General features: G+C 74.0%; 23 protein-coding genes, 1 tRNA gene and 2 pseudogenes. 15 read left to right on the forward strand and 11 right to left on the reverse strand.

Translation table 11 applies throughout. From position 1 onward, the window contains the following. The first annotated feature begins 35 nt into the window (after positions 1 to 35). Positions 36 to 446 (forward strand): VOC family protein, encoded by a 411-nt coding sequence (locus ITJ85_RS14325; RefSeq protein WP_217913780.1) that lies wholly within the window; start codon positions 36 to 38, stop codon positions 444 to 446. Here the strand turns inward: ITJ85_RS14325 and lpdA are convergent. The 4 genes and pseudogenes from lpdA to ITJ85_RS14345 form a co-directional block, all read right to left on the reverse strand. After that, positions 419 to 1,969: pseudogene (gene lpdA, locus ITJ85_RS14330) on the reverse strand (dihydrolipoyl dehydrogenase); the annotation flags it as partial. The gene ITJ85_RS14325 and the pseudogene lpdA overlap by 28 nt on opposite strands. Further along, positions 1,909 to 3,246, reverse strand: a pseudogene (locus ITJ85_RS14335) (2-oxo acid dehydrogenase subunit E2); the annotation flags it as partial. The pseudogenes lpdA and ITJ85_RS14335, both read right to left, overlap by 61 nt. Then, positions 3,243 to 5,918, reverse strand: coding sequence for a pyruvate dehydrogenase (acetyl-transferring), homodimeric type (gene aceE / locus ITJ85_RS14340; RefSeq protein ID WP_343232955.1), 2,676 nt, complete (start codon positions 5,916 to 5,918; stop codon positions 3,243 to 3,245). The gene aceE and the pseudogene ITJ85_RS14335, both read right to left, overlap by 4 nt. An 85-nt stretch (positions 5,919 to 6,003) precedes the next feature. After that, positions 6,004 to 7,227, reverse strand: coding sequence for an MFS transporter (locus ITJ85_RS14345; RefSeq protein WP_217913783.1), 1,224 nt, complete (start codon positions 7,225 to 7,227; stop codon positions 6,004 to 6,006). Positions 7,228 to 7,289: 62 nt separating this feature from the next. Between ITJ85_RS14345 and ITJ85_RS14350 the strand changes: the two genes are divergently transcribed. Further along, positions 7,290 to 7,916 carry a TetR/AcrR family transcriptional regulator gene (locus ITJ85_RS14350; RefSeq protein ID WP_217913784.1) on the forward strand — a complete coding sequence of 209 codons (627 nt, stop codon included), beginning with the start codon at positions 7,290 to 7,292 and terminating at the stop codon, positions 7,914 to 7,916. Between the two features lie 6 nt (positions 7,917 to 7,922). Here the strand turns inward: ITJ85_RS14350 and ITJ85_RS14355 are convergent, their stop codons facing one another. After that, on the reverse strand, positions 7,923 to 8,369 hold the full coding sequence (locus ITJ85_RS14355; RefSeq protein ID WP_217913785.1) for a hypothetical protein: 447 nt from the start codon (positions 8,367 to 8,369) through the stop codon (positions 7,923 to 7,925). 141 nt (positions 8,370 to 8,510) lie between these two features. Between ITJ85_RS14355 and ITJ85_RS14360 the strand changes: the two genes are divergently transcribed. Further along, positions 8,511 to 9,659, forward strand: a complete 1,149-nt coding sequence (locus ITJ85_RS14360) for an acyl-CoA dehydrogenase family protein (protein WP_217913786.1) — start codon at positions 8,511 to 8,513, stop codon at positions 9,657 to 9,659. Positions 9,660 to 9,678: 19 nt separating this feature from the next. Here ITJ85_RS14360 and ITJ85_RS14365 read toward each other — a convergent pair whose 3' ends face one another. Next, positions 9,679 to 10,428, reverse strand: a complete 750-nt coding sequence (locus tag ITJ85_RS14365; protein ID WP_217913787.1) for an SDR family oxidoreductase — start codon at positions 10,426 to 10,428, stop codon at positions 9,679 to 9,681. 105 nt (positions 10,429 to 10,533) lie between these two features. Between ITJ85_RS14365 and ITJ85_RS14370 the strand changes: the two genes are divergently transcribed. The 3 genes from ITJ85_RS14370 (at position 10,534) to ITJ85_RS14380 (ending at position 12,337) form a co-directional block, all read left to right on the forward strand. Then, a complete protein-coding gene (locus tag ITJ85_RS14370; protein WP_217913788.1) occupies positions 10,534 to 10,983 on the forward strand; it encodes a hypothetical protein in 450 nt (149 codons plus the stop codon). 19 nt (positions 10,984 to 11,002) lie between these two features. Continuing rightward, positions 11,003 to 11,075 (forward strand) — tRNA-Lys (locus ITJ85_RS14375). Positions 11,076 to 11,179: 104 nt separating this feature from the next. Beyond that, the gene (locus ITJ85_RS14380) at positions 11,180 to 12,337 is read left to right on the forward strand and encodes a tyrosine-type recombinase/integrase (protein WP_217913789.1); all 1,158 of its coding nucleotides are present in this window, start codon (positions 11,180 to 11,182) and stop codon (positions 12,335 to 12,337) included. Here the strand turns inward: ITJ85_RS14380 and ITJ85_RS14385 are convergent. From ITJ85_RS14385 to ITJ85_RS14400, 4 genes are read right to left on the reverse strand one after another with little or no spacing between them, the layout of a single operon-like run. After that, positions 12,280 to 12,618, reverse strand: coding sequence for a helix-turn-helix domain-containing protein (locus tag ITJ85_RS14385; RefSeq protein ID WP_217913790.1), 339 nt, complete (start codon positions 12,616 to 12,618; stop codon positions 12,280 to 12,282). The two genes, ITJ85_RS14380 and ITJ85_RS14385, sit on opposite strands and share 58 nt — an antisense overlap. Positions 12,619 to 12,625: 7 nt before the next feature. Continuing rightward, positions 12,626 to 13,651 (reverse strand): M23 family metallopeptidase, encoded by a 1,026-nt coding sequence (locus ITJ85_RS14390; RefSeq protein ID WP_217913791.1) that lies wholly within the window; start codon positions 13,649 to 13,651, stop codon positions 12,626 to 12,628. Then, positions 13,648 to 14,538 (reverse strand): IclR family transcriptional regulator, encoded by an 891-nt coding sequence (locus ITJ85_RS14395; RefSeq protein WP_217913792.1) that lies wholly within the window; start codon positions 14,536 to 14,538, stop codon positions 13,648 to 13,650. Before ITJ85_RS14395 ends, ITJ85_RS14390 begins: the two co-directional genes overlap by 4 nt. A 49-nt stretch (positions 14,539 to 14,587) precedes the next feature. Continuing rightward, the gene (locus ITJ85_RS14400; protein WP_217913793.1) at positions 14,588 to 15,082 is read right to left on the reverse strand and encodes a helix-turn-helix domain-containing protein; all 495 of its coding nucleotides are present in this window, start codon (positions 15,080 to 15,082) and stop codon (positions 14,588 to 14,590) included. 64 nt (positions 15,083 to 15,146) lie between these two features. Here ITJ85_RS14400 and ITJ85_RS14405 point away from each other — a divergent pair, with 64 nt between their 5' ends. Together ITJ85_RS14405 and ITJ85_RS14410 are read left to right on the forward strand one after the other, a co-directional pair. Beyond that, positions 15,147 to 15,911, forward strand: coding sequence for a hypothetical protein (locus ITJ85_RS14405; protein WP_217913794.1), 765 nt, complete (start codon positions 15,147 to 15,149; stop codon positions 15,909 to 15,911). A gap of 32 nt (positions 15,912 to 15,943) precedes the next feature. Next, positions 15,944 to 17,713, forward strand: coding sequence for a carboxypeptidase-like regulatory domain-containing protein (locus tag ITJ85_RS14410; protein ID WP_217913795.1), 1,770 nt, complete (start codon positions 15,944 to 15,946; stop codon positions 17,711 to 17,713). Between the two features lie 101 nt (positions 17,714 to 17,814). Here the strand turns inward: ITJ85_RS14410 and ITJ85_RS14415 are convergent, their stop codons facing one another. Further along, positions 17,815 to 18,777, reverse strand: a complete 963-nt coding sequence (locus tag ITJ85_RS14415) for a hypothetical protein (RefSeq protein WP_217913796.1) — start codon at positions 18,775 to 18,777, stop codon at positions 17,815 to 17,817. Positions 18,778 to 19,224: 447 nt separating this feature from the next. Here ITJ85_RS14415 and ITJ85_RS14420 point away from each other — a divergent pair, with 447 nt between their 5' ends. The 7 genes from ITJ85_RS14420 to ITJ85_RS14450 all read left to right on the forward strand — a co-directional run bounded on the left by ITJ85_RS14420 (position 19,225) and on the right by ITJ85_RS14450 (position 24,727). Next, positions 19,225 to 19,506 (forward strand): DUF6112 family protein, encoded by a 282-nt coding sequence (locus ITJ85_RS14420; protein ID WP_217913797.1) that lies wholly within the window; start codon positions 19,225 to 19,227, stop codon positions 19,504 to 19,506. A 61-nt stretch (positions 19,507 to 19,567) separates the two neighbouring features. After that, on the forward strand, positions 19,568 to 20,218 hold the full coding sequence (locus ITJ85_RS14425; protein ID WP_217913798.1) for a hypothetical protein: 651 nt from the start codon (positions 19,568 to 19,570) through the stop codon (positions 20,216 to 20,218). 149 nt (positions 20,219 to 20,367) lie between these two features. Next, positions 20,368 to 21,594, forward strand: coding sequence for a hypothetical protein (locus ITJ85_RS14430; RefSeq protein WP_217913799.1), 1,227 nt, complete (start codon positions 20,368 to 20,370; stop codon positions 21,592 to 21,594). Continuing rightward, complete coding sequence (locus ITJ85_RS14435) at positions 21,584 to 23,053, forward strand: SCO6880 family protein (RefSeq protein ID WP_217913800.1); 1,470 nt, start codon at positions 21,584 to 21,586, stop codon at positions 23,051 to 23,053. The genes ITJ85_RS14430 and ITJ85_RS14435 overlap by 11 nt, the downstream gene beginning before the upstream one ends. Beyond that, positions 23,050 to 24,075 (forward strand): hypothetical protein, encoded by a 1,026-nt coding sequence (locus ITJ85_RS14440; RefSeq protein ID WP_217913801.1) that lies wholly within the window; start codon positions 23,050 to 23,052, stop codon positions 24,073 to 24,075. Before ITJ85_RS14435 ends, ITJ85_RS14440 begins: the two co-directional genes overlap by 4 nt. Continuing rightward, positions 24,027 to 24,311 (forward strand): hypothetical protein, encoded by a 285-nt coding sequence (locus ITJ85_RS14445; RefSeq protein WP_217913802.1) that lies wholly within the window; start codon positions 24,027 to 24,029, stop codon positions 24,309 to 24,311. Before ITJ85_RS14440 ends, ITJ85_RS14445 begins: the two co-directional genes overlap by 49 nt. Next, on the forward strand, positions 24,308 to 24,727 hold the full coding sequence (locus tag ITJ85_RS14450; RefSeq protein WP_217913803.1) for a hypothetical protein: 420 nt from the start codon (positions 24,308 to 24,310) through the stop codon (positions 24,725 to 24,727). Before ITJ85_RS14445 ends, ITJ85_RS14450 begins: the two co-directional genes overlap by 4 nt. The last annotated feature ends 461 nt before the right edge of the window (positions 24,728 to 25,188 follow it).

Raw genomic sequence — 25,188 nt, forward strand, 5'->3', positions numbered from 1 at the left:
CCCCGGCGGACCCACGCCCCGGAGAGGAGGAGCCGGTGACCGACCGCGACCAGGCCCCGTCGCCGACGCGGGTGATCCCCTACGCCGACGGACGCGACCCGACCGCGTCGCGGGCCTTCTACACCGACGTGCTGGGCTTCGAGGTGGCCATGGAGGAGCCGGTGCTCGGGCTCACCTCGCCCGCGGAGCGGGCCGCCCAGGTGCTGATCCCGCCGGCCGGGTTCGAGGACCCGCAGCCGCGGTTCGGCGTCGACCTGGGCTCGCCCGAGGCCGTCGACGCGGCGCACGACGCCGCGCTGCGGCGCGGCCTGCGCGTCGTCTACCCCCTGCGGGACGAGCCGTGGGGGGTGCGCCGGTTCTTCGTGGAGGACCCCGGCGGCACGGTCGTGAACGTGCTCGCGCACACGGCGCCGCGGGATCAGCGCGAGGAGGAGCGCCCCAGGTAGAGGTCGGTGATCGTGCCCTCGGCCGCCTGGGCGGCGAAGCCGAGCGTCTCCGACAGCGTCGGGTGGGGGTGGATCGTCAGCGCCAGGTCCTCGGCGTCGGCGCCCATCTCCAGCGCGTGCACGGCCTCGGCGATCAGCTCGCCGGCGTTGACCCCCACCATGCCGGCGCCGAGCACGCGCCGCGTGCCGGGCTCCACCACGAGCTTCGTGCGGCCCTCGCCGCGGCCGAGGGTGAGCGCCCGACCCGACGCCGCCCACGGGAAGGCGGCCACCTCGTGCTCGACGCCCTGCGCCTGCGCCTCGGTCTCGGTGAGGCCCGTCCATGCGACCTCGGGGTCGGTGTAGGCGACGGCCGGTACGCTGCGCGCGTCGAACGCGCTCGCGCGGCCGGCGATCACCTCGGCCGCCACCGCCCCCTGGTGGCTCGCCTTGTGGGCGAGCATCGGCTCCCCCACGATGTCGCCGATCGCGAACACGTGGGGCACGTTGGTGCGCATCTGCCGGTCGACCGCGATGATCCCGCGCTCGCCCACGGCGACGCCGGCCGCGTCGGCGTTGATGCGGTCGCCGTTCGCGCGCCGGCCGACCGCGACCAGGATGCGGTCGTAGGTCGCCTCCTCGGGCGCGCCCTCGCCCTCGAAGGCGACGCGCAGGCCGTCGTCGCCCGCCTCCACCCCGGCCACCTTCACGCCCAGGTGGATGCCCTCGTAGCGCTCGCGGATGCGGCGGTGGAGGGGGCGCACGAGGTCGGGGTCGCAGCCCGGGATGAGCCGGTCGAGCATCTCCACCACGGTCACGCGCGAGCCGAGCGCGTCGTAGACCGTCGCCATCTCGAGGCCGATGACGCCGCCGCCGATCACCAGCAGCCGCTCCGGCACCTCCTCGAGCGCCAGCGCGCCCGTCGAGTCCATCACGCGCGGGTCGTCGGGCAGGCCGGGTAGCCGCGCCGGCTCGGAGCCCGCGGCGATGATGCAGTGCCCGAACGGCACGGCCTCGGTGCCCCCCTCCTCCAGCTCGACCTCGAGCGCCTCGGGCGAGGTGAAGCGGCCGGTGCCGCGCACCACCCGCACGCCGCGCTTCCGGGCGAGGCCGGCGAGCCCGGAGGTGAGCTGCCCCACGACCGCCTCGGTCGCCTCGCGCAGCTTCGCGACGTCCACGCTCGGCTCGCCGAACGTGATGCCCATCGCGCGCGCCTCCTCGGCCTCGGTCAGCACGCGGGCCGCGTGCAGCAGGGCCTTCGACGGGATGCAGCCCACGTTGAGGCAGACGCCCCCGAGACGGCTGTGCCGCTCCACGAGCGTGGTGCGCAGCCCGAGGTCGGCGGCCCGGAAGGCGGCCGTGTAGCCGCCGGGGCCGCCGCCGAGCACCACGACGTCGGCGCGGTCCCCCTCGGCGGCGCTCACAGCAGCATCCGCCGCGGGTCGGCGAGCAGCCCGGCCAGGTGGGTGGTGAAGCGCGCGGCCGCCGCGCCGTCGATGACGCGGTGGTCGTAGGAGAGCGACAGCGGCAGGATCAGCCGCGGCCGGAACTCGCCGTCGATCCAGACGGGCTTCATCGCGTGGCGGGAGGCCCCCAGGATCGCCACCTCGGGCGCGTTGATGATGGGCGTGAAGAAGGTGCCGCCGATGCCGCCCAGGCTCGAGATCGAGAACGTGCCGCCCTCGATTATCTCGCGCGAGACCTTGCCCTCGCGCGCCGCCGCCGACAGCGTGGCGAGCTCGCGGGCGATCTCGAGCAGGCCCTTGCGGTCGACGTCGCGGATGACCGGCACCATCAGGCCGCTGGGCGTGTCGACGGCGAAGCCGAGGTGGTGGTAGCGCTTCAGGATCAGCGTGTCGCCGTCGAGCGAGGCGTTGAACTCGGGGAAGGCGCGCAGCGCCGCGGCGCAGGCCTTCAGCAGCAGCGACACCATCGTCACCTTGACGCCCTCGTCGGCGTGGGCGGCGTTGACCTCCTTGCGGAAGGCCTCCAGCTCGGTGATGTCGGCCTCGTCGTGCTGGGTGACGTGGGGGATCATCGCCCAGTTGCGGGCGAGGTTCGGGCCGGCGATGCGCTTGATGCGCGACAGGTCGACCCGCTCGGTGGGGCCGAAGCGCTCGAAGTCGAGCGAGGGCCACGGCGGCAGGCCGGCCGGGACCGCGGGCGCCTGGTCGGTGGCGCCGCGCCCGGCGGCGGGCTGCGCCGCGGGGGCGGGGCCCGCCTCGGCGGCCGCCTGGACGTCCTCCTTGGTGATGCGCCCCTTGCGCCCGCTGCCGTCGACCGCGGCCAGGTCGACGCCCAGCTCGCGGGCCAGGCGCCGGGCGCCCGGGCCGGCGTAGATGCCGTCGTCGCCCTCGGGCGTGCGGTCGATGCCCTCCTCGTCGTCCTCCTCCGCGCCGCCGGCCTCGCGCGCGGCGGCGGGCCGCGTGTCGGCCCCGGTCGGCGCGACGTCCTCCTCGCCGGCCTCGCGGCCGGCCCGGACCGGGTCGGGCTCGATGCCGGAGTCGGGCTCGGCGCCCGCCTCACCGCCCACGCCGCCCTCGGCGGCGCGGCGCTCGTCGGGGCGCTCCGGCGCCTCCTCGCCGCCGTCCGCCGGCTCCAGCGTGAGGATGAGGTCGCCCTCTGAGACGGTGTCGCCCACGCTCAGCGAGATCTCGCCGACCGTGCCGGCCGCCGGCGAGGGCACCTCCATGCTGGCCTTGTCCGACTCCAGCACGATGAGCGGGTCCTCGACCGCGACCGTGTCGCCCGCGGCGACGAGCACCTCGATGACCGGCACGTCGGTGAAGTCGCCGATGTCCGGGACGCGGACCTCCGTCATCGCTGCCACGGCGGCGCCACCTCCGGGTCGATGTCGTAACGGGTGATCGCCTGGGCGGCGACCGCGGCGTCGATGGCGCCCTCGGCCGCCAGCGCGCCGAGGGCGGTGACGGCCACGTGGTGGCGGTCGACCTCGAAGAAGCGCCGCAGCCGCACGCGGTAGTCGCTGCGGCCGAAGCCGTCCGTGCCGAGCACGTGGAACGGCGCCGGCACGAACGGGCGGACGCCGTCGGCGAAGGCGCGCATGTAGTCGGTGGAGGCGACCACCGGCCCCTCGCGGCCCGCCAGCCGCTCGGTGACCCACGCCCGGCGCGGCTCCTCGGTGGGGTGCAGGCGGCTCCAGCGCTCCGCCGCCATGCCCTCGCGGCGCAGCTCGGTGAAGCTGGTCACGCTCCAGACGTCGGCGCCCACGCCGTAGTCCTCCTCCAGCAGCTCGGCGGCCGCCAGCGACTCGCGCAGGATCGCGCCCGAGCCCATCAGCTGCACCCGCGCGCCGTCGCCGCGCCCCTCGCGCACGAGGTGCATGCCGCGCAGGATGCCCTCCTCGGCGCCCTCGGGCATGGCGGGCATCGGGTAGTTCTCGTTGAGCGTGGTGAGGTAGTAGAAGACGTCCTCGCGCTCGGCGAGCATGCGGCGCAGGCCGTCCTGCACGATCACGGCGACCTCGTAGCCGTAGGTCGGGTCGTAGGCCACGCAGTTGGGGATGGTGGCCGCCAGCAGGTGGCTGTGGCCGTCCTCGTGCTGCAGGCCCTCCCCGTTCAGCGTGGTGCGGCCCGACGTGCCGCCGATCAGGAAGCCGCGGGCGCGGCTGTCGCCGGCCGCCCACGCGAGGTCGCCGACCCGCTGGAAGCCGAACATCGAGTAGAAGATGTAGAACGGCATCATGGCCACGCCGTGGTTGGCGTAGGAGGTGGCCGCGGCGATCCACGACGAGAACGCGCCGGCCTCGTTGATGCCCTCCTGGAGGATCTGGCCCTTCTTGTCCTCCCGGTAGAACATGAGCTGGTCGGCGTCCTCGGGCCGGTAGAGCTGGCCCACCTGGCTGAAGATGCCGAGCTGGCGGAACATGCCCTCCATGCCGAAGGTGCGCGACTCGTCGGGGACGATCGGCACGACGCGGTCGCCCAGCCGCTTGTCGCGCACGAGCGTGCTGAGCGCGCGCACGAACGCCATCGTGGTGGAGATGCTGCGCTCCCCCGAGCCCTTCAGCAGCGCGTCGAACGCCGACAGCGGCGGCACCTCCATCGCGGGCGCGCGCTGCTCGCGGCGGGGGATCGCGCCGCCGAGCGCCTCGCGGCGCTCGCGCAGCAGCCGCATCTCCGGCGAGTCCTCGGGCGGCTTGTAGAAGGCCGCGTCGCGCGCCTGCTCGTCGGTGAGCGGCACCCCGAAGCGGTCGCGGAAGGCGATCAGGGCCTGCTCGTTCATCTTCTTCTGCTGATGGGTGATGTTCTGGCCCTCGCCGGCCGTGCCCATCCCGTAGCCCTTGATCGTCTTGGCGAGGATCACCGTGGGCTGGCCCTCGTGCTCCATGGCCGCGTGGTACGCCGCGTAGACCTTGCGCGGGCTGTGGCCGCCGCGGTTGAGCCTCCAGATCTCCTCGTCGCTCATGTCCTTCACGCGCTCGGCCAGCTCGGGGTAGGCGCCGAAGAAGTGCTCGCGCACGTAGGCGCCGTCGCGCGACTTGAACGTCTGGTACTCGCCGTCGACGCACTCGGTCATGCGGCGCTTCAGCAGCCCGTCGTGGTCGGCGGCCAGCAGGGGGTCCCAGTTCTCCCCCCAGATCACCTTGATCACGTTCCAGCCGGCGCCGCGGAAGTTGGTCTCGAGCTCCTGGATGATCTTGCCGTTGCCGCGCACCGGCCCGTCCAGCCGCTGCAGGTTGCAGTTGACCACGAACACCAGGTTGTCGAGGCGCTCCCGGCCGGCCAGGGAGATCGAGCCCATCGACTCGGGCTCGTCCATCTCGCCGTCGCCCATGAAGGCCCACACCTTGCGGCCGTCGGTGTCGGCGATCCCCCGGCCCTGCAGGTACTTCATGAAGCGGGCCTGGTAGATCGCCATCATCGGCCCGAGCCCCATCGAGACGGTCGGGAACTGCCAGAAGTCGGGCATCAGCCACGGGTGCGGGTACGACGAGAGGCCGTTGCCGGCGACCTCCTCGCGGAAGTTGCGCATCTGCTCGTCGTCGAAGCGCCCCTCGAGGTAGGCGCGCGCGTAGAACCCCGGCGACGAGTGCCCCTGCAGGTAGACCAGGTCGCCGTCGCGCTCGTCGGTGGCGCCGCGCCAGAAGTGGTTGAAGCCGACCTCGTAGAGGGTCGCGGCCGACTGGTAGCTGGCGATGTGGCCGCCGAGCTCGGACGACTCCTTGTTGGCCTGCAGCACGAGCGCCGCGGCGTTCCAGCGGATCGCCGAGCGCAGACGCCGCTCGACGTCCTGGTCGCCCGGGATCGGCGCCTCGTCCTCGACGTGGATCGTGTTGACGTAGGGCGTGCTGTTGCTGACCGGGACGTTGACGCCGGCCAGCCGCGCCTCCTCGACCACCCGGCTGAGCAGTCGCCCGGCGCGCTCGGGGCCGTCGGCCCGGACCACGTCCTCGACGGCCTCCAGCCACTCCTGGGTCTCGCGTGGGTCGAGATCGGGGATCGCGCGCCTCCTCGTGGGCGGGCCTCTCACAGTAGCGGGCGCCGCGCCGCCCGAGCCGGCGGCGCCCCACGCGATATGTACCCCCGACCGGGCCCGGTTCAGGCCCGGGCGGCGCTCAGGTGGGCCGGGGCGCCACGGCGGCCTCGGCGGCGACCGGCGCGGGCTCGCGGTAGGGCACCACCTCGCGGAACAGGCGGCGGCCCACCAGCAGCACGAAGCAGGCGAGGACGAGGGCCACGCCGGAGAAGATCGCCAGCGACCGCGTCAGGCCGATCGCGTCGCCCAGGTAGCCGAGCGCGATGGTCGGGATCGTGCCGGCGTACGCGCACATGTAGAGCAGCGACATCAGCTTGCCGCGCTCCTCGATGGGCACGATCGTCCCGCAGATCACCGTGCCGCCGTAGAGGATGAAGCCGTTCGTGAAGCCGATCGCGGCCGCGGCCAGCACCACCAGCACCACGGTGTCGAGCCCCGACGAGGTCACGATCAGCAGCGACAGCAGCGACGAGAGCGCCACGCCGGTCATCACCGCGCGGCGCGGGTCGAGGCCGCGCGCCACGAAGGGCGCCACCCCGCCCACCGCCAGCACCAGGAAGCCGATGGCGCCGACGACCGCCAGGTTCTGCACGCCGAGCGTGTCGACCACGAAGATCGGCACCACCGACAGCACCGTGCCCTCGATGAAGCTCATCAGGAAGGTCGCCGGGGCGACGTAGGTCAGGAAGCCGAGCGCCTGCCCGCTCGGCACGCCGATGCGGATGCGGAACGGCCCGGGGTCGGGCCGCCGCATGAGGGTCTCGGCCGCGGTCGACACGGCGACGATGCCGACCACCATGAGGGCGATGTGGCCCCAGAAGGGGGTGTGCCGCGGGCTGGCCGCGTACTCGGCCGCGATGCCCGCGAGGCCCGGCCCGAGGCCGAAGCCGAGGCGGAAGAAGACGCCCGCCAGGGCCGCCGCGAGCGCCTTGCGGTCGGCGTTGGCGTGGTCGACCACGAACGCCGCGCCCACGCCGAGGAAGCCGCCGATGGCGAGGCCCTGCAGCACGCGGCCGGCGAACAGCATCGGCACCGACTCGGCCAGCGCGAAGACCAGCGAGGCCAGGGTCATCAGCACCAGGGCGGGCAGCAGCAGGCGCTTGCGCCCGAGCCGGTCCGAGAGGTTGCCGGCGATCAGCATCGTCGGGCAGACGGTGATCGTGTACGTCACGAACAGCAGGGTCGCCGTGCCCGTGGAGATGCCGAAATCCTGCTTGTAGAGCGGCAGGAGCGGCGTGATCGTGCTCGTCCCCATGGTGAGGACGAGCATCCCGACGAGGGCCTTCCAGGATCCCGAGGTCATGGCGGCGCAACATACCAGACGACTGGGTTCACTAAGAGTGCGGCCGCTGGTACCCTCGCCCCGTGGCCGCCGCCCGCCGCACCGAGGAGCAGCCGCGCCGCACGGGACGCCCGCGCGACCCGGCGCTCGACGCGGCGATCCTCGACGCCGCGCTGCACCTGCTCGCCGCCGACGGCTACGCGCGCATGCGGATGGACGCCGTGGCGGCGCGGGCCGGCGTCAGCAAGGCAACCATCTACCTGCGCTACGCGGGCAAGGCCGACCTCGCCACCGCCGCGCTCGAGCGCCTGCGGGTGACCGGCCTGCCCACCCCGACCGGGGACCTGCGCACCGACCTCGTCGCCCAGCTGCGCCAGGCGCGCCGCAACGCCGAGCGGGTGGCGGTGATGGCGCTCATCGGCACCTGCCTCACCGAGGAGGTGCACACGCCGGAGCTCATGCGCCTGTTCCGCGAGCGCATCCTGCTGCCGCGGCGGGCGATCTACGCGACGCTGATCGACGACGCGGTCCGCGACGGGCGCCTCCCGGCCGGCGCCGACCGCGCGGCCGCCGTCGACCTGCTGGCCGGCGCCTACCAGGCGCGCCACCTGTCGGGCGAGCCGTTCCCGCCCGACTGGGAGGAGCGCACCGTCGACGCGGCGATGCGCGTCCTCGGCGCCGGCGGGGGCGGGCCGGCCGCCGCCGGCTGACTCCACCTAACCGGGCGGCGCGCCGACCCCGGGCAGGTCGTCGTCGCCCGCGCCGGAGGTCCACCCCCCGATCGGCTCGCCGGCGTCCCCGGCGCGGCGGCCCTCCGGCTCCCCCGCCGCCGCGCCCGCCCGGGCGTCCCCGGTCACCTGCGCCTCGTCGTCGCGGCCCTCCTCCGGCTCCGCGGCGCCGGGCACGGGTGGGCCCGCGTCCACCACGTCGCCGACCGCCGGCCCGAGCGGCATCGTCCCCGCCGGGCCGCCGCGCTCGAGCGCGGCCGGCGTCTCCGCCTCCTCGCGGGCCGGCGAGCCGCTGTGCGCGCCCGGCTGGTCGTCGCGCGTCGTCTGCCCGGCCCGGTCCTCCGCGCCCCGGTCGGCCGGGGGGTCGAGGCTCCCGCGCCCCGTGATCCCGCCCGTCGGGGGGCCCGTCCCGCCACCGCTGTCCCGGTCGCCCATCGTCGTCCCTCCCGTTCGCGGACCAGGTGGCGCACGTACCCGCCGGCCGCGCCCCGGACACGTTGACAGCGGCGCGCGGCGGTCGGATCGTGGACCCCACACCTCGTGCGCACACGTGCCGTCCGGCGGAGCGGAGGAGCCATGGGCATCAGCGCGGCGTCGTCCCCGATGGATGCGATGGAGGAGGTGGGCGCGGTCGTCCGCGAGCACGCGCCCGACGCCGAGGCGGGCCGGCGCCTCGCGCCGGCGGCGCTCGACGCGATGCGCCGCGCGGGGCTGTTCCGCATGCTGCGGCCCCGCTCGCTCGGCGGCCTCGAGGTCGAGCCGATGACCTTCGCGAGCACCGTGGAGGCCGTGGCGCGCCACGACCCGGCCGCCGCCTGGGCGCTCCAGACGAACATCGGCGGCTTCCTGGGCGCGCGCCTCCCCGAGGAGGGCGTCGAGGAGGTCTACGGCGGCGACCCGGACGCCGTGATGGCGGCGGCGTTCCACCCGCCGCTGCAGGGCCGTCCCGACGGCGACGGCTTCCGGCTGAGCGGCCGGCGGCCGCTCGCGAGCGGCATCCACGACGCCGACTGGCTGTTCGTGACCGGCCTCGTCGACGACGGGCCGCCGATCGCGGCGGTCGTGCCGGTGTCCGAGGTGACGGTGGAGGACACCTGGGACTCGCTCGGCATGCGCGGCACCGACAGCAACGACGTGGTGCTCGACGACGTGCTCGTGCCCGCCCGGCGCACCTTCCGCCTCGTGCCGCCGTTCACCCCCGGCCCGCACCACGGCGGCCCGCTCTACCGGCTCTCGGTGATGCTCGTGCAGGGCTCCGCCCTGGCGCCGATCGCCCTCGCCATCGCGCGCGAGGCGATCGACGAGCTGCGGGGCATCGCGCCGACGCGGATGGCGCTCGGCCACGCCCGCCCGCTCAGCGAGCGGCCCTCCGCGCACGCGCGCCTCGGCCGCGCCGAGGGGCTCGTGCGCGGAGGGCGGGCGCTGCTCCACGCGACGATCGAGGGGTCGTGGGAGCGGGCCCTCGCGGGTCGCGCGGCGACGCTCGAGGAGCGCGCCGGCGACCTCCTCGCCTGCGCGCACGCGGTCGCCGCGGCCGTCGAGGCGGTGGACGTCTGCTACGGCATGGCGGGCTCGACGGCGATCTACGAGCGCAGCCCGATCGAGCGCCACTTCCGGGACGTCCAGACGATCCGCCACCACGGCTTCGTCAGCGAGAACCGCTTCGAGACCGTCGGCCAGGTGATGCTGGGGGTGGAGCCCGAGTTCGCGCTCGTGGCCTTCTGACGTCCGCCGGCGCGCGGCCCTACCAGGAGCGGGTGAGCCCCCCGTCCACCAGCAGCGACTGCCCGGTCACGTACGAGGCCCGCGCGGAGAGCAGGAACACCGCCGCCGCGGCGACCTCCCCGGGCGTGCCGAGGCGGCCGGCGGGGACGGAGCCGCGCGCCGACGCCTCGGCGGCCTCGATCGAGCCGTAGTTGCCCACCAGCCGGTCGGTCGCGATGCGCCCCGGCAGGACCGCGTTGAGCGTCACCCCGTCCGCGGCGACCTCCCGCGCGAGGTGCTTCATCGCGGCCAGCATCCCCGGCCGGTTGGCGTTGGAGAGCTGCAGCCCGCCGATCGGCTCGCGGGCGGCGCTCGACGAGATCACGAGCACCCGCCCGAAGCCCCGCGCGCGCATGCCCGGCAGCAGCCGCCGCAGGACGAGCATGGGCGACACCACCAGCGACCGGTGCGCCGCCTCCCACTGCTCGGCGGAGAAGCCGAGCGGGTCCGGCCCCGGCGGCGGCCCACCGGTGTTCGCCACGTAGAGGTCCACCGGGCCGAGGTCCGCCTCGACCGCGTCCAGCAGCGGGTCGACGGCGTCGAGGTCGCCGCTGTCGAAGCGGTAGCCGCGCCCGCCGAGCGCCGCGGCGGCCTCGCGCACCGCCTCGGCCGAGCGGGAGGCCACCGCCACCCGCGCGCCCTCGGCCGCGAGGCCCTCCGCGATCGCCCGCCCGATGCCGCGCGAGCCGCCGGTCACCAGCGCGACCCGCCCCTCCAGGCCCATGTCCATGCGCCCAGGCTACCGCGAGCCCGCCGGGTAAGGATCCGGCCGCCCGCGTCGCTGACAGTGACAGGAGGGCGACGACGACCGTCGCCCGCGACGAGGAGGTCGGGGATGCGCGCGACACGGATCCTGGTGGCGATCGCGGTCACGGCGGTGCTCGCCGGCGGCGCCGTGGCCTGCGGGGACGACGACGGCGGCGACGGCGCGGCGGCGGACACGGCGGCCCCGGCGACCGAGCGCGTCGTGGTCGAGCTCGCCCCGCAGAACGGCTCGGGCCTGTCCGGCACGGCGCAGCTCGCCGAGGCCGGCGCCGACCGCACCCGGGTCACGATCGCGATCGACGGCGACGCGGGGCCCGCCCACCCGTCGCACGTCCACCGGGGCACCTGCGCCGACCTCGACCCCGCGCCGGCCTACGGCCTCCGCGACGTCGCGGACGGCGCGTCGGAGACGGTCATCGACGCCCCGCTCGCCACGCTGCGGGACGGCACGTTCGCGATCAACCTGCACCGCTCGGCCGGCGACCTCGAGACCTACGTGGCCTGCGGCGACATCGGCTGAGCCGGTGCCAGAATGGGGTGGGCCGTTAGCTCAGCTGGCAGAGCAGGGGACTTTTAATCCCAAGGTCGTCGGTTCGATCCCGACACGGCCCATCGACGAGATCCCGCTCAGCGGCGGCAAACATGGCATCCTCCCCCTTCTCTCGATCGCTCCGGCGATTGCCGGGTGACAACGAAAGTGACAACATCGGCCCACCGTGGCCGCCCCGCTGGTACGAACCTCCACCCCCGGCATCTACCGGCGCGGGGGCCGCTATGTGGTCGTCTTCCGCGACCACACGGGCCGCCAGCGGCGTCGCTCGGCTGCCACCCTCGCCGAGGCCCGGCTGCTCCGCAGTTCGCTGCTGGCCGACGTCGCTCGCGGCGAGTTCCGCGAGACGTCGCGGGCCCGCCTCGACGAGTACGCACGGGACTGGGTCCAAACCTACGAGGGCCGCACGAGCCGAGGGATTCGTCCGGAGACCGTTCGCGAGTACGAACGCGATCTGGAGCTCCACGTCCTGCCGGTCATCGGCCGGCGTCGCCTGTCGGACATCGAGCAGCGCGACCTGAAATCCCTCGCCCGCCATCTCGGGGACAAGGGGCTCTCGGCCGCGACGGTCCGTATCGTGATGGCACCGGTGCGCGCGCTCTTCGCCACGGCGGTCGAGGAAGGGCTCCTGCGAACGAACCCAGCGGCCGGTCTGCGACTCGGCGGCGGCGCCCGCCTCGACCCCGCCGAGAAGCGCCGGGCCCTCGATGAGCACGAGCTCGCGTCGCTGATCGAGCAGACGCCGGAGCGTTGGCGACTGCTGGTTCGCTTCCTCGCCCAGACCGGCCTGCGGGTCGGCGAGCTGATCGCGCTGCGTTGGGAGGACGTCGATCTGGAGACGCGTCGGGTCAACGTGCGCCGGCGCCTCTACCGCGGCCGCCTCGACGTACCAAAAAGTGCCTACGGGGTCCGCCAGGTCCCGATCTCCACCCGCCTCGTCCAGGACCTCATGCGCCACCGCGGTGGCGCGGCGGGTGAGGACTCCGTTTTCTTCGGCCCCAAGGGACGGCCGCTGCGCTCGGAGTTCGTGCTGCGGTCGATCGTCAAGCCGGCGGCCGCCCGCGCTGGAGTGCCGTGGGCCGGCGTTCACACCCTCCGCCACACCTGCGCGTCGATCCTCTTCCGGTCCGGATGGAACGCCAAGCAGGTGCAGGTCGTCCTCGGCCATCACTCGCCGGCCTTCACGCTGGCGACGTACGTGCATCTCATGCCCGACGACCTGCCCGAGCCGCGCTTCCTCCACGACGAGCCTGCCGCCGACCGCCTTCACGCCGCCGAGCCCCAGCGCACGATCGACGGATCGTCGCTGTCGCGGCGCAGGTAGGCCTCGAGCTCGGCGCGGGAGATCAGCGTGCGGGAGCCGTCCTTGACGCGGGACAGGCGCCGCTGCGAGAGGAGGTCATCGACGCGCTGACGTCGGCACCGCAGATAGGCCGCCGCCTCGTCGATCGTGAGATAGGGGGACTCCCGGCCACCGGACCGGTGCTCGGCCCGCAACAGCGCTGCGGTCCGATCAGCGATGCGTGCCACATCCTCATCGCTGAGCTCGATCGCGATGCGGACAATGCCCTCGCTGCCCTCGCGGTCGTGCAGGGAGAACGCCATGCCGAAATCACCCCACTCCACCGACCGAAACGGGATCGCGCCGCATCACGCCCAGGTGCAGGTGCTCGACGCCGTTCGCGGAACCGGAGAAGCCGATCAACTGACCGAGCGCGACCCGCTCGCCGTCGCCGACGACGACTCCGGACAGATGCGCGTAGTAGTAGGCGTCGTCGGCCGAGACCACGGTCAGCCGCGCGCCGCCGAAGCGCCCGGCGAAGTCGGTCGGATTTCCCCCAACGCGAACGACCACACCACCGTCGATCGCGTAGAGCGGCGAGCCGAAAGGAAGGCCGATGTCGACGGCGCGGTCGGACTGCCAGTTGTGCGGTGGTGAGCCGTAGGAGTGGGTCCCCTCGCCCGGGCCGCCGCCGAGCGAGCCGACCCCTCCCGTCGGCGTCGCGAGGCCGGACGCGCCGACCGTCGGCCCGCCAGCGAGAGCGCCCCCCTGCGCGGCGAGGGTGATCGGCAGCTCCGGGTCGCCGCCGAGGTCCGCGTAGTACCGGCTCACCGCCTCGGTCCAGGCCGAGTTGAGATCGCTCGGATCGTTGGCGGCGCCGACCGGGGCCCATACCGGCTGGATCTCCACCAGCGTCGCGCGCCCCCTGGCGACGTAGCCGTAGGCCAGCCCGCGCGCGACCGTCGCTATGTTGTCCTGCCACGACTGGAAGGCGATCGCGGGACCCCAGCCGAACGCGTTGTGGATGCCGGCGCCCGAGCCCGCCGTCCCGAGCACCGACTCGTGGCGGGCGATCGCGACAAGGGCACGCGGATCGAGGCCGTTTCTCACCCCCTCGGCGACGAACACGTGCCCCATGCCGACGAGGGGCGACCCCGGAACCTCGTCCGCCATCCACTCGTCGAGCGCGGCGCCGTCGACCGGCGAGGCGGCGGCGCGCGCCGAATCGGTCCATCCGCCGGCCAGGACGACCAACGCCAGGAGGGGCAGCAAGACGATCAGCGCCACCACGCCGGCGAGCACCGCCAGTCCCCAGCGGGCGAGGGGAAGCAGTCGGGGCGCGGCGGCAACGCTCACAGTTCGCCTCTCGTCGAACCGCGCTTGGCGCGCGGTGCGCGGCGTCGCGGCGCCGGTGCATCGGCATCCTCGGCGGCCGGTGGAGGCGGCGGCTCGACCGCGCCGAGAATCTCGACCTCGAGCGTCCGGGCCGGCATGGCCGCGAGGCCGCGCGCCCCGAGGGCAGCCGATGCCCGCTCGGCTTCGTCGACCACCGCCTGCGCGATCTCGTCGAGGCGTGCGTCGGGCAGGCTGGCCTTGGCGCCGCCGACGCCGACGGCGGCGATCACCGCACCGGTGTGATCGCGGACGGGGGCGCCGATCGAGCGGCGGGGTCGATCGAGCTCGCCGTCCTCGACGGCGTAGCCGCGCTCGGCGACGACTGCCAGCTCTGAGCGAAGCGTGTCCAGATCGGTGATCGTCCGCGGCGTCCAGGCGTCGAGCACGAGCTCGGAGAGTACGATCTCCTGCGCAGACTCCGGCAGGAAGGCGAGGATCGCCTTGCCGAGCGCGGTCGCGTGAGCGGGGAAGGCCCGGCCGAGCGCGCGGGCCGGTCCGCGGAACTGCTCGACGTAGATTGCCCGGCCGCCGGACAGCACCGCGATCAATCCGGGCATCCCGGTGGCGGCCTTCAGGGCCGGCACCGCCTGGCGCAAATCCTCCCAGGGGTTGAGCCCGGCCAGCGCGCGCGCGGACAGCTCGGCAAGGCGCGCCGGAGCGAGCCGGTAGCGCTTGGTCAGGGGGCTGGCCTCGACGAGTCCTGCCTCGACCAGATGAAGGACGAGCTTATGGGCGTTCGGGGCCTGGGTGCCGATCCTCTGCCCGAGCTCGGGAAGGGTGAGCTCGGGCTCTGACTCCAGCGCGGCGAGAATCTGCAGCGCCTGCTCGAGCGCCCTGACCCGGTACATGTCGGGGAGAGGCTCTTTGTCGGGCCCGCTCACCGGCCGCCCCCGGCGCTCAGGAGCCGGCCCGGGAGGCCCGCTCCTTGACATAGCGGGTGTCGGCGTCGGGATCCTGGCGCAGGTAGTCCCGCAGCGCGCCCTCGTCGGTGCGCCACTCGTTGCCTTCCTTCCAGGCGGGCAACCGGTCGGCCATGGCCTCGTGGTAGAAGGTGTGAAGCTCGATCCGCAGGAAGTCGGCCGCCTCCTGCGCCGAGAGGGCGATCGGGGCGACCGGCACCGCGGGCTGGCCTTCCGTTCCGGGCGACGGTTTTCCGCGAAGGCGCCGGCCGGGCGTCCAGCGAGCCGCGACCGCCTCGCGGAGGAAACGCCATTCCTTCCCCACGCGTCGGGCGGGAAGCCGACCCGAGCGCGCCGCCCGATGGACGCTGTTGGGATGGAGGCCCAGCCAGTCGGCCACCTCGGGAAGGTTCAGCACCTCGTGCGGCGGCGGCTCGCTCATCGGCCACAGCTTGGCCGAAATCGGCGCTCGCTGCTGGCGGTACGGCGTCATTTCGCATGTCGATGCTGACCATGGCCTTTACGAATATCGCCTCAGACACACTTGACGTCAAGGCGTGACCGCGGAGAAGATGGGCGCGACGTCCACGCCACGCAAGGTGCAGGCGGTGAGCGAGAGCCCTTCGGATCCCATTCCTCCAGGCGGCATCGGCGATGAGCCGGGCCTCGACTGGCTATCGGATGGCGCGGCCGCGGAGGACGGTCTCGATCCCGCGCCCTGGCCGACCGAGCCGGTCGAGATGGATCCCCTTCCGGGCTTCACGCTCGACGACGACAGCGTCCTGGTCCCGATCCCCTCGCCAGCAATGGAGGGGGAGGCCGGCGCAGGTGGTGGCGTCGGCCAGCCAACCGGCCCGAGGCGAGGCCGGCGCCTGCGCCTCTCACTCGGCAAGGCGATCGCCGGTGCGAGTGCCCTCGGCGCCGCCGCGCTGACCGCGGCGGTCGTCTACGGCGGCGTCGGCGTGCCGCCGCCCGGCGGCTCCGACGCAGCGCATCAACCGCCGCCGGAACTCGCCACGACCTCCCCGCCGATCGTCCCGGTCGACACGTCCTGGACCGAGCGGGTCGACCGCCTCATGACGGCCACCCGCGAGCGTGAGCGCCGTCAGACGGTGGCGCGACGGAGGGCGCAGGTGCGCCTGGCGAACCGGCAGGCGCCCTCGACGCCATCGCCGCCCACGCCCTCATCGGCACCCGCCGAGGTCGCGGTTACGAGCGCACCGGCGACCAGTGCTGAGATCGCGACGGACCCCTGGGCATCGGTTCCACCTGCGGTCCGCGAGTTCGAACCCGGTCCTTGGAACCAGGGAGGCTCGTCGTGAGAGGGAGGACCGCCGCCTTCGCGGTGGCCGCCATGGGAGCTCCGCTCGCTCTCGCGCCGGTGGCCGGCGCCACCGAGGGCAGCCTGTACCCGGTCGGTGTCGCGGCCCTGGTCAACCACCGTGCGCCCGATGACCAGTGCAACTCCCGCCAGGATGGCGCCGTCTTCGGCGTCTTCTGTCCACCGGCCGCGCCGTCGCTTGAGGGCACGAAGTGGCAGATCGACCTGCGGGCGCCCTGGATGGGGACGGCGATCGAGTCGATCTCCTGGCGCGCGGTTCGCTACCACGAGACGCCCACCTCGATCGCCCTCGAGGTGCTCGGCGACGGCAACCCGGTCTGGGGCGTCGCCGAGCGCGACATCCCCCGCAGTCCGGCCACGCCCAAGGCCTATCTGGTCGGCCTCGGCGCCCAGACCGCCTCCCTTCGACTGCGCCAGAGCGAGACGCGCCAGCAGCCCAACCGGGTCTGGTCGGTCATCGAGCCGACGATCAACGTCCGTGACCTCGAGGCCCCGACCATCGCCCTGCGTGGAGTGCCGGCGGACTGGGTGACCGCCGGACAGGTCCGGGTCGACTGGAGCGCCGCCGACAACCTGGGCTCGGACGGGATCGGGCAGCAGCGGATCTTCATCGGGTCCCGGCTCAAGTGGACCGGCGCCCCCGGCCAGGGCGCCCACGGGGTGGTCGTCGGCCTCGGCGACGTGCCCGACGGAGTCCATCAGGTGCGCCTCGAAGCCGACGGCGACGGCACCGGCCCCGCGGCGACCCAAACGGGGGTGCTGCAGATCGACCGCGCGCCGCCCGCGGCGCGCGTTGACATCGCCCCGGCCGGCCCGGACCTGGTGCGCCTGACGGTCTCGGTGGCCGACGCGACGAGCGGCGTGCGCGCCTGGACCGTCCACGCCGGTGGCCCGGGCGGGCCGGTCGTCGCCTCCGGCACGACGACCGGGTTGGCCGTCGAGGTCAACCTCGGCGACTACGTCGCGCCGGGTCGCTCCCTCGCCTTCCACCTGTCGGCGCAGGACAACGCCGGCCACTCGACCAGTTTCGTCTCCGACCTGGTGACCCGGGCGGCGCCTGGAGCGCCGAGCGCCCTTCCGTCGGTCCGCGTGGGCTCCGACGCCGAGCTCGGCGAGCCTGGGCGGATCGAGGCGAGCGGGGCACCCCTGCCCGACTTCTCGCGCGTCCAGACCCGCGGTGTCGTGTCGGCCCACGCCCGCGGCGGCACGCGCGCCGGCAGACGCAGCGTGCCGGTGATCGTCGCGACCTACGCTCGGGCAGTCGGTATCCGTGGCCGCTTCCTTCATCCGAACCGGCGCGGCCTTCGCGGCGCGACCGTCTACCTGCTCGACCCCACCGGTCGCACGCAGGGCACCACGCTCACCGACCGGCGCGGACGCTTCCGGTTCACCGCTCGCCCGCGGCGTCCGGGCGTCTGGCGGGTCGTGGCCCTCGGCCGCCCACTCGTGGTGACCCAGGCGTACCTGGTCGTGCGTCCGCTCGTCCGGATCCGGATCGGGGACAGGAGCCTGCGCCCCGGGCAGACCGTGCGCGTCTCGGGTGTGATCCGGCCTCGAACCCAGGCACGGCGCAAGTCCGTTCAACTCCAGTGGCGGCGCGGTGACGAGTGGAGACCACTGGTCGTCACCCGGGCGGACCGGAGGGGGCGATTCGTCCTCCGCTACCGCTTCAGCTCCGCCGGAGGCGGCTATTCGGTCCGCCTGCGAATCCTCGTGCCACGGGAGAAGGGCTGGAGGTTCGCGCCGATCGCCACCAGACGACTCCGCGTCGAAATCCAGTGACAGCGTCCCCGGATCACGACTCCGGCGAGCTCCCCGTCCGGTCCGAGCTCAATCCGTCACTCCTCGGCGCGATCTCCACCGGCGCATCGGCAGGCGAAGGGCTAACCGCGGCGGGTGGGCCTGCGCCGCCTTCGCCGATGGTCGCTCAGTTCGCTCCGGGCCGAACTCAGGAAATCGCCGTTCTTGAGGGCCGCTCTCATTCGCTTGAAGGCCTCGTGGGAATATCGCTTGAACGTGGCGCTACCGATCGTCCGCGTGTCGAAGCACCCCTTGTCCGCCTTGAGATCCAGGACATGGATGAGAGCTTCGGCGTCGAAGCGATTGACGCCGAGCTTCCGCGCAAGGTCGCCGAGGCCGTACGGATACCGCTTCGTCCAGTCGACCTCCTTTACGACCACCGCTTCGTCGGCATCGGGATCATCCGCGCCCACGATTCTTGCCGGCACCGCATCGCCCCGCCTCACGATCTTGAACCCGTAGGTCTGCTCGGCCGGACGATCGACTTCGAGCCGCGCGAGCGCGGGAAATAGCTGGCGCCAGTCCTCGCCTCTCGCCACGCGGCGAGCCAGCCCTTCAAGTTCCTTCGCACCGAGGCTCTCGTCACCGTCGGCGGCGGCGACATCAGCGACCGCCAGGGGCCGCAGTCGCGTGATCGCCTCCGCGCGTCGCCGATTTCCCGGCCTGAGGAGCCGACGGATCTCGTCCATCTCGGACGAGATCAAGACGTGGTACTCGCGAGGCGGCTGCGAGGCCAATGGAAGCGGCCGCGCGGCGAATGGCTCCTCATCGGCCAGCCGCGTCCCGAAAGCGCCGCTGATCAGTTTGTCAGCGAGGAAGAGCGCCGCCATCCCATCGTAGGCAAGCGCCTCATGAGACACAGACGACCCCGCGTGCTGTACGGCATCACGCCTCGCGCCCAGGATGCGCAGGGTCCGAGCGTCGTCCTCGTCGAGCAGCCCCATCCCCTGCACGATCCCGATCGACTCGTCGAAGCTGTACGAGCGGTCGGACCCCTTCTTCCCGATCTCCCTGCGTTGCTGCCAGATGATCGCCTTCAGGAGCATCTCCAACCCGTGATGGAGAGGGAGCAGCACTCCTTGCGCCCGCGCCTCTTGGTGCGGCCTGTTGCAGACCTCGATAGCGAGGGAGAGAGATTCGATCGCGCTCTGCTTCAGGAGCCGCGTCCGTCGGCGCATTGAGTTCGTCCCCCTTCCGTCCACGAGCAGTCTCGCGAATCGCTCGGCCGTTCCCCTAACAGCCGTATGAGCGTTCGCCTGGCCCAGCGCCCGTTAGCGAGAGCAGCTGATCCAGCCCCGCCCTCGGCGCGCACTCCTGCCTCCGGCGACGTCGGCCTCGATTCGAGTCGACCCGTGCATCCGCGATGGGGTGAGAGGAGCCTCCGAATCGAGGGTCGCCTTATCGATACGGAACCCGGCGCACTTGACTGCACAGCTCCCTCGAATCATAGTGCTACGCATTCGCTTTCAATTGACGCTACGGAGTGAAGACTCGTGCTCGTGACGCTGCAGGTATCCGCCACACCGGATCCGGGCGGACTCCCGGGACAGGACAAGCTGCAAGGGCTCGTCAACGGCGTCTACAGCTGGTCGCTGATCCTCGTGCTCGCGGCGCTCGTTGTCGCCGCGGTCGCATGGGCTTGGGGGAGCCACTCCAATCACCACAGCGCGGCGTCGGCGGGCCGCCGGGGCGTGCTTCTCGGCCTCGGGGCGGCACTCCTGGTCGGTATGGCGCCTCAGCTCGTCAACTTCTTCTACGCGCTCGGCCGCAGCTAGCGCCATGCCCCTCAGGCGCTACGACACGGATTCGCCGTCCGGCAGCGGCGCTGGGCGTCGGTTGTTCGTCGTCGCAGCGACTGCGGCGCTCCTTCTCGTCATCGGCGTAGCGATCGGTCGTTGGAGCGGCGCGAACGACCCGACCCCCAACTCCGCAGCCCCGATCATCGTCACGACTACCTCCCCCGCGTCCGTAAGCCCGCCCCAGGCGGACACGGGGCGGCGCACCCGCTCCGGCGCGATCGCAGCGGCGGCGGAGGCGATGACCGCGCTCGCGCGGCCGGAGCTCCTGATCGACTCGGCGCGCCGTCGGGAAGTCGTCACGGAGGTGGCCACCCCGTCGTACGCGGTCGAGCTCACCGGGCTCTTCGAGCAGGGCTACGATCACATGGCCCGCCGGCTCGGCACCGCGGACCCCGATCGGGTGCTGATGCGTCTGGTCCCGCTGGCCCACCGCGTGGAGGCCTTCTCGCCCTCGCGTGCCCGGGTCGCGGTGTGGCAGGTGCTGCTGCTCGGCGCACCTGGGGGTCGGGTTGTCGCCTCATGGTCCACCAGCCGTGCCGAACTTGTCTGGCAGGGCGACCGCTGGCGAGTGGCGCGCTTCCTGCAGGACGAGCCCGGCCCCGGCCCCGGTTTGAACAGCACGGCGACCGCCACCCCGCCCGAGATCTTCCTCGCCCGCCTCTCCGGCCTCGAGCCCTTCCGCCGATGAGACGGCTCGTCGCCGGAGCGCTGTTGCCGATCCTGGCGCTGCTGGCACTGCTCGGGACGCCACCACAGAGCGCCGAGGCGGCTCCCACCCCGTGCGATGTCCCGCTGATCGATCAGGGTTGCAGCGCCGTGGGGGATGTCGTGGGTGCGGTGGCAGGCGCCGGGGCAGACGCGGCCGGCCAGGCGATCCTCGGGACCCTCACCGGCTGGGTCGGCGACGGAGCGGCATGGATCCTGGAGCAGGTCGCCACGGCGATCGATGACACCACCCGGGTCGACCTGGGGGCACCCTGGTTCGCAGAGCACTACGGCTTCATGTTCGGGGTGGGGGCGATTCTGCTGCTGCCGCTCCTCTTACTCAGTGTGCTCCAGGCCCTCCTTCGCCAGGATCCGGGGCTCCTGGCGCGCGCCGCATTCCTGCACCTGCCGGCGGCGATGCTCCTCACCGGCCTGGCGGTCGCGGTCACCCAGACGGCGCTCGCCGTCACGGACGCCCTGTCGGCCGAGCTCACGGCCGGCATCGCGAAGGACACCGGCTCTCTCGCCGAGGGACTCTCGGCGGTGAGCCTGCCGGGAACGGGCATCCCGCTGTTCGCCTCGTTCGTCCTCGCCCTCTTCATGGCGATCGCCGCGGTGTTCGTCTGGATCGAGCTCGTGCTCCGGGCGGCGGCGATCTACATCGCCGTGATGTTCCTGCCGCTGTTTCTGGCCGCGATGATCTGGCCGTCGACCTCGGGCTGGATCCGCCGGCTCGTGCAGCTGCTCGTGGCGGCGGTGCTCTCGAAGCTCGTGATCGTCGCGACCCTGTCGCTCGGGCTGTCGGCGTTCTCATCAGGCGACTCGCCGAGCGCGGTCCTGGCCGGAGCGGGCATGTTCATGCTCGCCGCGTTCTCGCCTTTCGTGCTCTTCTCGCTGCTGCCGCTCGTCTCCGAGGCCGCCCAGCCGCAGCGCGAGTCGCGACACGCGCTCGCGGGCGCGACCGGCGCGGCGCTCGCGTGGAACGTCGCCCGCACGCGGATGGCCTTCGGTGCCGGCGGCGGCGCCAGTAGGAGTCTCGGCCGGGGCGGCCCGGGGCCTGTCGGCCCGCGCAGAGGGCCCGGTCCGGGTGGCGGGAGTATGGCGCTCGCGGGCACGGGTCCTCGGGGACCGGCCGGCGGAGCCGGCGGCACACGCGCGCCAGGCGGGGCGGGGGTTTCACCGATGGGGGCAGGCGCTGTGGCCGCCGGGACGCCGGCCGGCCCGCGGGCGGCGGAGCGGCGAGCCGGCTCGGCGGCCTCCGACGCCCACCCCGAGCAGGGCGCGACCAGCCGGCGCCGTCCGCGCACCCCGCCGCCGGTCCTCCCTCCGCGACCGGCGCGGGGCGGCCATGGAGCGTGAGCCCGCGCGATACCGCTTCGGTCCGTTGGAGCCGGGGGGCGCGCTCGGAGGACTCACCTGGGCGCAGGTCGCCTGCATCGCCGGCGGCCTGCTCGGCCTGGTCCTCTCCCTGAACGCCGCCCCCGGGCCCGCGGGCGCGCTCATCGGCCTCGCCATGGCGGCGGCGGGCGCGGCGGCCGCGCTCGGCTCCCTCGGCGGGCGGGCGCCAATCGCCTGGGGCACGACCGCGGGAGGCTTCGCGGCTCGACGCGTGACGGGGCGTCTTCGCTACCGCTCCGCCAGCCCTGGCCGCGGGCACCCGCTCGGCGGCACGCCCCTTCCGGAGACCCTCAGCGACGTGCGGATCCTCTCGGCCCCGACGGCGGGGGGCGAGGTCGGGGTCGTGCGCGACGGGCCGACGTGGACGGCCGTGATCGCGGTCGAGCCGGGCGCATTCGCGCTGCTCGATCTCGCCGACAAGGAGCGGCGCGTCGCACGCTGGGGATCGGTGCTGGCCGGCTTCGCCACTCCGGCGAGCCCCGTCTCGCGGCTGCAGTGGATCGAGCGCACGGCCGCTGAACCCCCGGACGCGCTCGGCCGCCACCTGCGCGAGGGCCTCGGCCTCGATCCGGCGGACCCGGCCGTCCACTCCTACCTCGAGCTGATCGCCGACGCGGGCGCCCCGGCACGCCGTCATGAGACCTTTCTCTGCCTACAGGTCGACGGACGCCGTGCGGCGCGCGCGGTGCGACGCGCGGGCGGCGGGGACGCCGGCGGCTGCGCCGTGCTGCTCCGCGAACTCGCCGGGCTGGCCGAGCGGCTGCGCGGCGCGGAGGTGCCGGTGCGCGGACTGCTCTCACCCGGGCAGGTCGCCCGCGCCATCCGCCTCGGCTTCGATCCCGACGCCCGCTCGGCGCTCGACGCCCACCCGGCGGACGGCGCCGGGCGGGAGGGCGTCTCGCCGTCCGCGGCCGGACCGATGGCCGCGGACGAGGCGTGGCGCTCCTACCGCACCGACGGCGCGATCCACGCGACCTACTGGATCGCCGAGTGGCCGCGGGTCGACGTCGGGGCGGACTTCCTGATGCCGCTGATCCTCACGACCACCGCCTGGCGCACGGTCGCCGTCACGATCGAGGCGCTCGATCCCGCCCGAGCCATCCGCCAGGCCGAGAACGCCCGCACCGGGGCGACGTCCGACGAGGAGCTGCGCGCGCGCCTCGGCTTCTCGGCCACGGCGCGTCGCCGGCGCCGTCAGGAGGCCCTGCTCGACGAGGAGGACGAGACGGCCTCCGGGCACGCGGGATGCCGCTTCTCCGGGTACGTCACCGTCTCGGCCCGCTCGGCCGAGGAGCTCGAGGGGGCGCTCGCCGACGTCGAGCACCAGGCCCAGGGCTCGCGCCTGGAGCTGCGGCCCATGTGGGGCGAGCAGGCGATCGCGTTCACGTACACGCTCCCCCTCTGCCGAGGTCTCAGGTGAGGACCCGCGCGCGGCGGCGCGCCCACCGCGCCACCAGCGCCCACCTGCAGGCGGCCTACCCGTTCATGGGCGAGGGCGGCCTCGGCGGACGCGGGGTCTACATCGGCCGCGAGGTCTACTCGGGGGCCGCCTTCTGCTTCGACCCCTTCGTGCTCTACGAGCAGGGGGTGATTACCAACCCCTCGGCGCTCGTCGCCGGGCAGGTGGGCCTCGGCAAGTCGGCGCTGGTGAAGACCTACCTGGCCCGCCAGGCGGTCTTCGGGCGCCGCTCGGTGGTGATCGATCCAAAGGGCGAGTACGGGCCCCTCGCCGAGTGGTTCGGCGCCCGCCCGATCCGCCTCGCGCCCGGCGGGCGTGTGCGCCTCAACCCGCTCGACGCCGCCGGCGGCCGCGATGAGCGGGTCGCCCTCCTGGCCGCGCTCGTCTCGGCGTCGCTGCGGCGCGACCTCGGCCCGCAGGAGCACGCGGCCCTCGACGTCGCCTACCGCGCCGCGGCGGCGGCCGGAGAGGCGACGCTTCCGGAGGTCCAGCGGCGTCTCCTTCATCCCGACCCGGAGGCCGCGGCGGCGATCGGCACCGACGAGAGCGGGCTCGCCGCCGAGGGCCGGGCCTGCGCCCTCGAGCTACGCCGTCTTTGCGAGGGCGACCTCGCCGGGATGTTCGACGGCCCCACCTCGGCCGACGTCGACCTCGACACGCCCGTGGTGGTCTTCGACCTGTCGGCGCTCCACGGATCGCCCGCGTTGGGGATCCTGATGGTCTGCGTCGGCGCCTGGCTGTCGGGACGTCTCGCCCGCGACGACGGGATCCGGCGGCTGGTGTGCTCGACGAGGGCTGGGCGGTGCTCGCCGACCCGGCGACCTCCGCCTTCCTGCAGCGCCTCTCGAAGCTCGCCCGCGCCTACGGCGCCGCCTTCCTGCTCGTCATCCACCGCCTCTCGGACCTGGGCGCCGCCGGTGCGGAGGGATCGCGCGTGGCCCGCATCGCCGAGGGCCTGTTGTCGGACTCGGAGACGCGGGTGATCCTGCGCCAGAGCCCGGCGGACCTCGGCGCCACGCGCGAGCTGGTCGGCCTGTCGGCGACCGAGGCCGAGCACGTGGCCGGGCTGTGGCGGGGCGCCGCGCTCTGGAAGGTCGGCGGGCGCTCGTTCCTCGTCGACCACCGACTCTCGCGCGCCGAGTGGGCGCTGGTCGACACCGACGCCCGCATGCGCGCCCACGCGGCCCCGCCGATCCACGCCCGAGGAGTCCCGGCATGAGCGACGACACCGCTCGCGGCGCATCCGCTCCCGCCCAACCGCGACCCGCCCCGATCGGCGACCCCCTCCTTCCCCGCGCCGAGGAGGCGGAGCTTCCCCGCCGGGCCCGGGCCGCGGCGGAGCTGGTCGCGGGATTCCAGGGGTCCGCGCGGCTCGACAACCGCTTCTGCCTGGCCGTCCGCGATCTCTCCCGCGCCATCGTCGGACTCGAGGGCATGCGGGCGGTGGGCTTCTCCACAGAGATCGCCGCCGACGCCCTACCGCGCCTCTCCGAGGTCCTCGGCCAGGTGGAGCGGGCGCTCGAGCGCGCCCGGCCCGAGCTCGAGGCCGAGCGGCGCCAGCGGGCCCAGGAGCGCCGGCCCGCGGCCCGGTCGGGCGCCCGGCGCGCGCCGGGCAGCGCCGGGGCGAGCCGGTGACACCCCCGCCCTCCCGGCCCGTGCCCGAGGATCCCTGGGTGACCCTCGGCCTCGCCGCCGTGGGGGCCGTCATCGTCGCCGGCGGCCTCGTGTGGGGCGTCGGCTGTCTCGCCGGGGCGACCTTCGGTTCCGGGGTCCCCGAGGCGGGGCTCTCGGAGATGCCTGGCGTGCTCGCGCGCCTCCCCGAGCGCCTCGCTGACCCCGGCTCGGCCTGGCCCGCGCCCGACCGGGCGCGACTGCCGGGCCCGGTCGGCTTCTACGGCGCGCTCGCCCTCGCGGCTGCAGCGGCGTCGATCTTGTCCATGGCGGGTGTGTCCCTCGCCCGTCGAGCCGGTCTGGAGCCCGTGCCTCGCCGACAGGCCCAGGGTGCGCGCTGGGCGCGGACGTGCGACCTCCGCGGTCTCATCGTGAGCCGCCCCCAGCCGGGCCGGCTCACGCTGGGGCGGATAGGGGCTGCGCTG

The sequence above is a fragment of the Miltoncostaea marina genome, assembly GCF_018141525.1.
In the GTDB taxonomy this organism is placed as follows: Bacteria; Actinomycetota; Thermoleophilia; order Miltoncostaeales; family Miltoncostaeaceae; genus Miltoncostaea; species Miltoncostaea marina.

Bases quoted from the DNA above. Each gene is read 5' to 3' on its own strand.
- ITJ85_RS14345 (WP_217913783.1), bottom strand. From the start codon at position 7,227: ATGACCTCGGGATCCTGGAAGGCCCTCGTCGGGATGCTCGTCCTCACC.
- ITJ85_RS14355 (WP_217913785.1), bottom strand. From the start codon at position 8,369: ATGGGCGACCGGGACAGCGGTGGCGGGACGGGCCCCCCGACGGGCGGG.
- ITJ85_RS14360 (WP_217913786.1), top strand. From the start codon at position 8,511: ATGGGCATCAGCGCGGCGTCGTCCCCGATGGATGCGATGGAGGAGGTG.
- ITJ85_RS14365 (WP_217913787.1), bottom strand. From the start codon at position 10,428: ATGGACATGGGCCTGGAGGGGCGGGTCGCGCTGGTGACCGGCGGCTCG.
- ITJ85_RS14370 (WP_217913788.1), top strand. From the start codon at position 10,534: ATGCGCGCGACACGGATCCTGGTGGCGATCGCGGTCACGGCGGTGCTC.
- ITJ85_RS14385 (WP_217913790.1), bottom strand. From the start codon at position 12,618: ATGGCGTTCTCCCTGCACGACCGCGAGGGCAGCGAGGGCATTGTCCGC.
- ITJ85_RS14395 (WP_217913792.1), bottom strand. From the start codon at position 14,538: ATGTACCGGGTCAGGGCGCTCGAGCAGGCGCTGCAGATTCTCGCCGCG.
- ITJ85_RS14400 (WP_217913793.1), bottom strand. From the start codon at position 15,082: ATGACGCCGTACCGCCAGCAGCGAGCGCCGATTTCGGCCAAGCTGTGG.
- ITJ85_RS14410 (WP_217913795.1), top strand. From the start codon at position 15,944: ATGGGAGCTCCGCTCGCTCTCGCGCCGGTGGCCGGCGCCACCGAGGGC.
- ITJ85_RS14415 (WP_217913796.1), bottom strand. From the start codon at position 18,777: ATGCTCCTGAAGGCGATCATCTGGCAGCAACGCAGGGAGATCGGGAAG.
- ITJ85_RS14435 (WP_217913800.1), top strand. From the start codon at position 21,584: ATGGAGCGTGAGCCCGCGCGATACCGCTTCGGTCCGTTGGAGCCGGGG.
- ITJ85_RS14450 (WP_217913803.1), top strand. From the start codon at position 24,308: ATGAGCGACGACACCGCTCGCGGCGCATCCGCTCCCGCCCAACCGCGA.